Annotated in this window: 7 protein-coding genes; all 7 read left to right on the plus strand. The window is 71.7% G+C overall.

Annotated features, from left to right (window positions below; translation table 11 throughout):
• Nucleotides 1–173: 173 nt before the first annotated feature.
• The 7 genes from ABZ281_RS29640 to ABZ281_RS29670 all read left to right on the plus strand — a co-directional run bounded on the left by ABZ281_RS29640 (nucleotide 174) and on the right by ABZ281_RS29670 (nucleotide 7,318).
• Nucleotides 174–1,067 (plus strand): transporter substrate-binding domain-containing protein, encoded by an 894-nt coding sequence (locus ABZ281_RS29640; protein ID WP_356660390.1) that lies wholly within the window; start codon nucleotides 174–176, stop codon nucleotides 1,065–1,067.
• Nucleotides 1,068–1,078: 11 nt separating this feature from the next.
• A complete protein-coding gene (locus ABZ281_RS29645) occupies nucleotides 1,079–1,834 on the plus strand; it encodes an amino acid ABC transporter permease (RefSeq protein ID WP_356660392.1) in 756 nt (251 codons plus the stop codon).
• Nucleotides 1,831–2,625, plus strand: a complete 795-nt coding sequence (locus ABZ281_RS29650; protein WP_356660394.1) for an amino acid ABC transporter ATP-binding protein — start codon at nucleotides 1,831–1,833, stop codon at nucleotides 2,623–2,625. The genes ABZ281_RS29645 and ABZ281_RS29650 overlap by 4 nt, the downstream gene beginning before the upstream one ends.
• The gene (locus tag ABZ281_RS29655; protein WP_356660396.1) at nucleotides 2,622–3,896 is read left to right on the plus strand and encodes an FAD-dependent oxidoreductase; all 1,275 of its coding nucleotides are present in this window, start codon (nucleotides 2,622–2,624) and stop codon (nucleotides 3,894–3,896) included. The genes ABZ281_RS29650 and ABZ281_RS29655 overlap by 4 nt, the downstream gene beginning before the upstream one ends.
• 116 nt (nucleotides 3,897–4,012) lie before the next feature.
• Nucleotides 4,013–5,104 carry a GDSL-type esterase/lipase family protein gene (locus ABZ281_RS29660; RefSeq protein WP_356660398.1) on the plus strand — a complete coding sequence of 364 codons (1,092 nt, stop codon included), beginning with the start codon at nucleotides 4,013–4,015 and terminating at the stop codon, nucleotides 5,102–5,104.
• A 74-nt stretch (nucleotides 5,105–5,178) separates the two neighbouring features.
• Entirely contained in the window at nucleotides 5,179–6,012 is an 834-nt protein-coding gene (locus ABZ281_RS29665) for a M55 family metallopeptidase (RefSeq protein ID WP_356660400.1), read from the plus strand.
• On the plus strand, nucleotides 6,005–7,318 hold the full coding sequence (locus ABZ281_RS29670; protein ID WP_356660402.1) for a M20/M25/M40 family metallo-hydrolase: 1,314 nt from the start codon (nucleotides 6,005–6,007) through the stop codon (nucleotides 7,316–7,318). Before ABZ281_RS29665 ends, ABZ281_RS29670 begins: the two co-directional genes overlap by 8 nt.
• Nucleotides 7,319–7,408: the final 90 nt, after the last annotated feature.

Below are 7,408 nucleotides of genomic sequence, written 5' to 3' on the forward strand. Positions count from 1 at the left end.
CGCTTCCACTCCTCATGGGAGAGGCGGTAGAAGACCGTGTCACAGGAGACCTCGACCATCACTTCCCCGCCGGGGCGCAGAGCCCCGGTGCATGCGGCGGGATCCTTCAGCACCGAGACGGAAGGCCCGAGCCGATGATCCGTGTGCGCTCGCTCGCTGTCACTTTGTCCGCGATGCTCCTGATATCCACCGTCGCAGCTTGCGGCTCGGGCGGGGACGACGCCCCGAAGAACGTGTCCGACGAGACCGCCGCGCTGGGCACCCTCACACCCGGCGTCATCAAGGTCGCCGTCCAGCCATACGCCCCCTACACCAGCGTTCAGGGCGGCAGAATCGTCGGGCTCGACGGCGACATCCTCGCTTCCGTCGCCAAGAAGCTGGGCCTGAAGGTGGAACCGGAGGTGACGGACTTCGCCGGGATGCTCGCCGGGGTGCAGTCCCGCCGGGTCGACCTCACCATCGGCGGTGTCGCCTGGTCCGCCGACCGGCAGAAGCAGGGGCTGTTCACCGACCCGCCCTACTACTCACCCCCGGCGATGGCCGTCCGCAGTGGCAAGACGTACAAGACGGTGAGCGATCTGGAGGGCCTGAACCTCGGCACCGTCGAGGGCTATGTCTGGGTCAAGTCGATCCAGACCGTGCCCCGGGCCAAGCTGCACGCCTACCCCGACGCCAACGGTGTCTTCGACGACCTGGGCGCCGGCCGGGTCGACGTCGGCTTCCTCGACCCGCTGATCATCATCGCGGCGCAGAAGCAGCGCCCCGACCTGAGGATCGACACCGAGTACCTGACGCCGCCGACCGCCGCGCAGGTCGAGGCAAAGCCCGCCTACGCCTACTTCCAGCAGTACCAGACCGGCTTCTACCTGCCCAAGAAGGCCACGAAGCTGGAGCGCGCGATCTCCGCCCGGATCGACGCCATGTACCGCGACGGGGAAATGGCGAAGCTCGTCGAGAAGTACGGCGGCGACCCGAAGCAGTTCCTGGTACCGGCCGCCGACGTCGCCACGGCCCGCCGCGGCGTGGACCGGCCCCAGGACTGGACGCCCCCGTCCCTCACTCAGTGAAAGCAGCCGCCATGTCCGGTCTCTTCGAGGTGCCCTGGGCCGACTACCGGCCCGAACTCATCGACGCGCTCGGGCGCACCGTGTCCTACACGGTCGTCGGTTTTGCCGGCGCGGTGCTCCTCGGCCTCGCCGTGGCGCTGCTCAGGCTCAGCAAGGCCTGGCCGGCGCGCGCCCTGGCCGCCGTCTACACCGAGGTGTTCAAGAACGTTCCGCTGCTCGCCATCATCTTCCTGACCTACTTCGGTCTCGCCTCCGCCGGGATCCGGCTGGACGTGTTCACCGCCGGCTGCCTCAGCCTGATCGTCTTCTACGCCGCCTACCTGTCCGAGATCTTCCGCTCCGCGATCAGCGGCGTGCACGCCGGGCAGACCGAGGCCGGTGAGGCGCTGGGCATCAGGAAGACCGGCATCTTCGGCCACATCGTGCTGCCGCAAGCCCTCCGGCTGGCCCTGCCCGGCACCAACACCATGCTGGTCGACCTGCTCAAGTCCACCTCGCTGCTGGTCACCGTCTCCGCCGCCGAGCTGATGTCGGAGGGGCGGCTCATCACCTCGGCCACCTTCCGGGCGCTGGAGGTGTACCTGGTCATCGCGGCGATCTACTTCGCCCTGTGCTACCCGCTGTCCCAACTGCTGCTGCTCCTGGAGCGGAAGGTCCGGTCGGGAGTGCCCCTGTCGCCGTGGCGCCGGCGGCGCCTGCGGGCGGCCCGTGCCCTGCTGGCCGCCGAACCGGCCGCCGGCACACCCTTGAAGGAGGCTTCCGCATGACCGAGTCGGTCGCCGCGGCGACGCCCGCCACCCGGGCCTCCTCCGAGGCCGTTGTACGGATCGAGTCGCTGAGCAAGTCCTTCGACGGGCGGCTCGTCCTCGACCGGGTGAGCCTGGAGGTCCGCCGGGGCAGCATCGTCAGCGTCATCGGGCAGAGCGGTGGCGGCAAGACCACCCTGATGCGCTGCGTCAACCTGCTCGAACGCCCCGACCGGGGCACCGTCGAGGTAGCCGGGGAAGTGGTGCACCAGGACGGCCGCACGGTCTGCCGCGATCTGCCCCGGCTGCGCCGCACGGTCGGCATGGTCTTCCAGCGGTTCCATCTGTTCCCGCACCTCACGGCCGTGGAGAACGTCGTCCTCGCGCAGCGCAAGGCCGGCGTGCCCCAGGAGCGGGCGCTGGAGCGGGCCGTGGCGCTGCTGCGCCGGGTCGGTGTGGCCCACCGCGCCCTCGCGCAGCCCGTGCAGCTCTCCGGTGGTGAGCAGCAGCGCGTCGCCATCGCTCGGGCCCTCGCCCTCACGCCCGAGGTGCTGCTCTTCGACGAGCCCACCTCGTCCCTGGACCCCGAGGCCACCCGGGAGGTGCTGAGCGTGATGCGGGAACTGGCCGCCGACGGGATGACGATGCTGCTGGTCACCCACGAACTGCCCTTCGCCCGCGAGGTGTCCGACCATGTCGTCTTCGTCGACGGTGGCCGGATCGTCGAGGAGGGCCCACCCGGGGGCGTCCTGGGCGCTCCGGCCGAAGCCCGCACCAGGGAGTTCCTCGCGTCCTACGGAAACGCGTCATGAGCGCCGCGACGGGCCCGGTCGTGGTCGTGGGCGGCGGTGTCGTCGGGCTGTGCACGGCGTACTACCTGGCCGCCGCCGGATTGCCGGTGGAGGTGGTCGAGCGGCGGCAGCTGGGCTCCGGGGCGTCCCGGGGCAACGCCGGCTGGGTCTGCCTCAGCCACTCGACGCCGGTGCCGGCCCCGGGGGTGGTGCGCTACGCCCTGCGCTCGCTGGGCCGCCCGGACTCCCCGCTGTATCTGCGGCCGTTGCCCGACCCGGGGTTCGTACGGTGGCTGTGGCGGTTCTGGCGCAGCAGCACACCGGCCGCCTTCCGGCGCGGCTACGCGGCCGTCGCCGCACTGAACCGGGACACCTTCGGCCTGTTCGACGGGCTGCGCGAGGCCGGGGTCGACACGACGCTGACCCGGCCGGGCATGGTGCACGCCTTCCTGTCACCCGCCGAGGCCCGGCACCATCTGGCGATCCAGCGGGAGATGGCGGACGGGCACTACCCCGTGCCCGACGACATCACCACGGGCGCCGGGGCGCATCTGCTGGACGCGGCGCTCTCGCCCGCCGTGCGCGCGGCCTACCTCGTGGAGGGGGAGGGCGTCGTCGACCCGGAGGCGTTCGCGCGGGCTCTCGGCGACGCGCTGGCCGCGTCGGGCGTGAAGATCCACGAGAACGCCGAGGTGACCGGGTTCCGGACGGCGGGCGGCAGGGTGACGGCCCTGCGCACCGCCGACAGCGAACTGCCCTGCTCGGCGGTCGTCGTCGCCGCCGGCATGCGCTCCCCGGCCCTGCTCCACTTCCTGGGGCACCACCTGCCTCTCCAGGCGGGCAAGGGCTACAGCTTCTCCGTGGACCTGGACCCCGCACCACGGCACACGCTGTACTTCGGCGAGCGCCGGGCCGTCGCCTCACCGATCGGCGGCACCACGCGGATCGGCGGCACGATGGAGCTCAGCGGCAACAACAACCGCCTCGACTGGCGCCGCATCGTGGCCGTCGCCCTGGCGAGCCGGCACTACCTGGGCCGCTGGTTCGACGACCCGGACGACCTGGTGGGCCAGATCCGGGATCCCTGGGTGGGCGGGCGGCCGTTCCTCCCCGACGGACTCCCGGTGATCGACCGTGTCCCGGGGCACGACAACGCCTTCGCGGCCACCGGCCACGGCATGCTGGGAGTCACCCTGGGCCCGGTCACCGGACACCGGCTCGCCGAGTACGTCGTCACCGGGCGGCGGCCCGAGGCGCTCGTGCCGTTCCGCTTCGACCGCCTCCGGCGCTGAGCCGGGGGCGGACCGGGGCTGAGCCGGGGGCGGTCTGGCGGGCGGCGAATTTGTCGGTGTACGGTCATACTCCCGTCCGTGTGCCCGCCTCACCCCCGCGGAGGACCGACATGCCGATGCCCTGGTTACGGATGCTGGCCGCGTCAGCGGTCTCGGCGGCACTGATCGGCACGAGCGCCGTCACGACCGCGGCCGCACCGGACCATCGCGGAGTACGGGACAGTGTGCACACCGCCGGGCGGGTCAAGGCCTTCGGTGACGCGCTCCAGTACAGCTGGCCCGGCGTCTACTTCGAGGGCCGGATCCGGGGCACCGGCGTGGGCGTCGTGCTCGACGATCCGGCCGCCGACTACGACGTCCAGGTCGACGGGTCCACCGTCGCGACCCTCGTCACGCCGGGCAACACCACCCACTGGGTCAGGGGCCTGCGCGACGGCGTGCACACCGTCCGGCTCGTCAAGCGCAACGACACCCCGTGGAGCACCAGCTCCTTCGGCGGCTTCGTCGCCGCACCCGGCGGTGCCGTCCTGGCCCGGCCCGCCGCGCGCAGCCGCCAGATCGAGTTCATCGGCGACTCCCTCACGGCCGGCTACGGCAACCTCTCCCCTTCCCGCGACTGCGACGGTGAGCAGCTGAAGCGCACCACGAACGCCGACATGAGCTTCGGCGCCCTCACCGCCCGGGGGCTGCGCGCCGACTACCAGCTCAACGCGTACTCGGGCCAGGGCATGGTGCGCAACTACAACGGCGGCTCGCCGGAGGTGAACTACCGCACCTTCTACGACCGTGCGCTGCTGAACGTGCCCGGCGACGTCTGGCAGAACCCCGGCACCTGGCGGCCGCAGCTCGTGGTGGTCCACCTCGGCACGAACGACTTCTCCACGCCGGTCAACCCGGGCGAGCCGTGGACGGACGAGAGCCTCGCCGCCGCCTACCGCAGCGCCTACAGCGGTTTCCTCGCGAAACTGCGGCAGCGTTACGGGGCCGCGACCACCCTCCTGGCCGTCGGCACGGGCCCGTTCGCCGGCCATGTCGAACACGTCGTCCGGGAGCGCACCGGTGCGGGCGACCGCCGGGTGCGCTACTGGCCCCTCGACACCACCGGCCTGGACTACACGGGCTGCCACTGGCACTACTCGGCCCGTGACCACCGCCTCCTGGCCGACCGCCTCACGGCGCTCGTCGCCGACCTGCCGATCCGTTGGTGACCACCTCGTAGCCGGTTCAGGCCGCAGCGCGTAACGTGACGAACCATGAAGATCTCCGCCCTGGACGGCTCGTCATGAGAATCCTCATCAGCGCCGACATGGAGGGCGCCACCGGCGTCACCTGGCCCGACGACGTGATGCCGGGCGCCTCCCAGTGGGAGCGCTGCCGCTCGCTGTTCACCTCCGATGTCAACGCCGCCGTCCTCGGTTTCCACGACGGCGGCGCCGACGAGGTGATCATCAACGAGGCGCACTCGACCATGCGCAACCTGCTGCTGGAGCAGCTCGACGACCGCGCCCAGATGCTCACCGGCCGGCACAAGGCGCTGTCCATGGTGGAGGGCGTGCAGCACGGCGACGTCGACGGCATCGCGTTCATCGGCTACCACGCGGGCGCCGGCATGGAGGGCGTCCTCGCGCACACCTACCTCGCCAACTCGATCACGGGCGTGTGGCTGAACGACGTACGGGCGAGCGAGGGGCTGCTCAACGCGCATGTCGTCGCCGAGTACGGCGTGCCGGTCGTGCTGGTCACCGGGGACGACGTCGCCTGCGAGGACGCGCTCGGGTATGCGCCGGAGGCGCTGAAGGTCGCGGTGAAGGACCACGTGTCGCGCTACGCGGCCGTGTGCCGCACGCCCGGTCGCACCGCGGCCGACATCCGAGCGGCGGCCAAGGAGGCCGCCGCCCTGGCGGTGCGTCACGAACCCGTGCACAGAGGCCCGTTCACCGTGGCCGTGGAGTTCGACGCCGAGCACCTGGCGATGGCGGCCACCGTGGTCCCGGGTGTGGAACGGATCGGGGAGCGGAAGGTGGCGTACACGAGCCGGACCATGTACGAGGGCATCCGCGCCTTCAAGGCGGTCACCACGATCGTCTCGGCCGCGGTGGAGGAGCAGTATGGCTGAGCAGGTGGACGAGCAGGCACTGGACGAGGTCGTGACGTACACGTCCGACCTCATCCGGATCGACACCACCAACCGGGGCGGGGGCGACTGCCAGGAGCGGCCCGCCGCCGAGTACGCCGCCGCCCGGCTCGCCGAGGCCGGCATCGAGCCGACCCTGCTGGAGCGCACCAGGGGGCGGACCAACGTCGTCGCCCGGATAGAGGGCACCGACCCCTCGGCCGGCGCCCTGCTGCTCCACGGCCATCTCGACGTCGTGCCCGCCGCGGCCGCCGACTGGAGCGTGCACCCGTTCTCCGGGGAGATCCGCGACGGGGTCGTCTGGGGGCGCGGCGCCGTCGACATGAAGAACATGGACGCGATGATCCTGGCCGTCGTGCGCGGCTGGGCACGGCAGGGCGTCCGGCCCCGCCGGGACGTCGTCATCGCGTTCACCGCCGACGAGGAGGCCAGCGCCGAGGACGGCTCCGGATTCCTCGCCGACTCGCACCCCGGCTTGTTCGAGGGCTGCACCGAAGGCATCAGCGAGTCGGGCGCCTTCACCTTCCACGACGGCGACGGGCGGCAGATCTACCCGATCGCCGCCGGGGAACGCGGCACCGCCTGGCTGAAGCTCACCGCCCGCGGACGCGCCGGGCACGGCTCCAAGGTCAACCGCGACAACGCCGTCACCCGCCTCGCGGGCGCGATCGCGCGGATCGGCGCGCACGAGTGGCCGCTCAGGCTGACCCCGACCGTGCGCGCCGCCCTCACCGAACTCGCCGCGCTCTACGGCATCGAGACCGACCTCACCGACGTGGATGCCCTGCTGGAGAAGCTCGGCCCGGCCGCGAAGCTCGTCGAGCCGACCCTGCGCAACAGCACCAACCCGACCATGCTGGACGCCGGTTACAAGATCAACGTCATTCCGGGCGAGGCCGTCGCGCATGTGGACGGCCGCTACATGCCCGGCGGCGAGGAGGAGTTCCGCCACACCCTCGACCGGCTCACCGGACCGGACGTGGACTGGGAGTTCCACCACCGCGAGGTGGCCCTTGAGTCACCGGTGGACTCGGCGACCTTCGCGGGCATGCGGGCCGCCATCGAGGAGTTCGCGCCCGAGGGCCATGTGGTGCCGTTCTGCATGTCCGGCGGCACCGACGCCAAGCAGTTCTCCCGCCTCGGCATCACCGGCTATGGCTTCACCCCGCTGAAGCTGCCGGACGGCTACGACTACGCGGCCATGTTCCACGGGGTCGACGAGCGGGTACCGGCCGAGGCGCTGCACTTCGGTGTCCGCGTACTCGACCGGTTCCTGCGGACGGCCTAGGAGAGTGGGGGAGACGGTGCGGACGCTGGCCTACGGGGCGTGGCCCTCGCCCATCGACGCGGGCCTGATCGCCGCGCACGACGGGCACCC

Origin of the sequence: Streptomyces sp. NPDC006265, assembly GCF_040613555.1 — a bacterium.
In the GTDB taxonomy this organism is placed as follows: Bacteria; Actinomycetota; Actinomycetes; order Streptomycetales; family Streptomycetaceae; genus Streptomyces.